1 protein-coding gene is annotated in these 1,424 nt (G+C 63.6%); it reads right to left on the bottom strand.

What is annotated here, in order from left to right; genetic code table 11:
* Positions 1 to 33 precede the first annotated feature (33 nt).
* Positions 34 to 1,314: an IS256 family transposase gene (locus GOSPT_RS05260; protein WP_005203767.1), complete on the bottom strand. Its 1,281-nt coding sequence runs from the start codon at positions 1,312 to 1,314 to the stop codon at positions 34 to 36.
* Positions 1,315 to 1,424 lie beyond the last annotated feature (110 nt).

Below are 1,424 nucleotides of genomic sequence, written 5' to 3'. Positions count from 1 at the left end.
GAGATATTGTCAAGATCTGTGGATGAGGTTGTTTCAGGCAGCCTCCTGCTGGTCGGGTGAGGCGGTGCCGGGTTCGACGAGTTCGCCGTTTTTGAAGGTGGCGCCGGCCCGGACGTGAGCGACGAGGTGGGGTGCGTTGACGGCCCGCCATTTCGTCTGTGCGGCTTCGATGAGTTTGTAGGCCATCGCCAGTCCCGCGGCCCGTGAGCCGGGGCCCTTGGTCACCTTGGTGCGCAACCGGACCGTGGCGAAGGTCGACTCGATCGGGTTGGTCGTGCGCAGATGAATCCAGTGCTCGGCCGGGTAACGGTAGAACTCCAGCAGCACATCAGCGTCGTCGACGATCTTGGCGACCGCTTTGGGGTACTTGGCGCCGTAGGTCTTGGCGAAAGCCGTGATCGCGGTGCGGGCGTGGTCGATGTCTTCGGCGTTGCAGATCTCCTGCATCGCTTTGATCGCATTCGGATGGGCCGACTTCGGCAGTGCGGCAAGCACATTGCCTTGTTTATGAAACCAGCACCGCTGCTCTCGGGTATCCGGGAACACCTCGCGCAACGCAGCCCAGAACCCCAGGGCACCGTCCCCGACGGCCAGGTTCGGGGCCGCCATGCCGCGGCGCCGGCACGACCGCAACAGATCGGCCCACGATTCGGTCGATTCGCGGTAGCCATCGGCCAGGGCGACGAGCTCTTTACGGCCGTCGGCCCGCACACCGATCATCACCAACAGGCACAGTTTCTCCTGCTCAAGCCGGACTTTGAGGTGGATTCCGTCGACCCAGAGGTAGACATAATCGCTGGTGATGTCGCGGTCTTCGAAGGCCGCGGCTTCCTTCTGCCACTGGCTGGTCAACCGGGTGATCGTGGCCGCCGACAACCCTGCACCCGAACCGAGAAACTGCTCGAGTGCCGGCCCGAAATCCCCCGACGACAACCCGTGCAGGTACAGCAGCGGCAACACCGCGCTGACCTCCGGACTCTTGCGTGCCCACGCCGGGATGATCTTCGACGAGAACCGTTGACGTTCACCAGTTTCAGGGTCGACCCGCTTGTCGTTGACCCGCGGTGCCCGCACCGGCACCGCACCAGCAGCGGTCATCACCTCCCGCTCGTTGTGGTAGCCGTTACGCACCACCAGCCGGCGACCGTGCTCATCGACCTGATCGGTGAACTGATCGACATAGGCAGCGACCTCGGCCTGCAGGGCTGCGGCGAGCATCTGCCGGGCCCCGTCGCGCACGATCTCATCGAGGATCGACCGGTGATCGTCGTTGGACTGGTTGGGACCATCAGGGGCGTTGACTACCGTGAGCATGAGGCGTGCCTTTCCGCCAGCGCTGCAACGCTGACTTGATCAAGTGACTACCGGGATCATTCTGCGGGAAGGCACGCCCTCCCAGATCCACAGGTCTTGATCATTCCTCC

This window comes from Gordonia sputi NBRC 100414 (genome assembly GCF_000248055.1).
In the GTDB taxonomy this organism is placed as follows: Bacteria; Actinomycetota; Actinomycetes; order Mycobacteriales; family Mycobacteriaceae; genus Gordonia; species Gordonia sputi.
The sequence above is the reverse complement of the archived record's forward strand: the minus strand, read 5'-3'. Positions and strand labels throughout refer to the sequence as shown.

Bases quoted from the DNA above. Each gene is read 5' to 3' on its own strand.
- GOSPT_RS05260 (WP_005203767.1), bottom strand. From the start codon at position 1,314: ATGCTCACGGTAGTCAACGCCCCTGATGGTCCCAACCAGTCCAACGAC.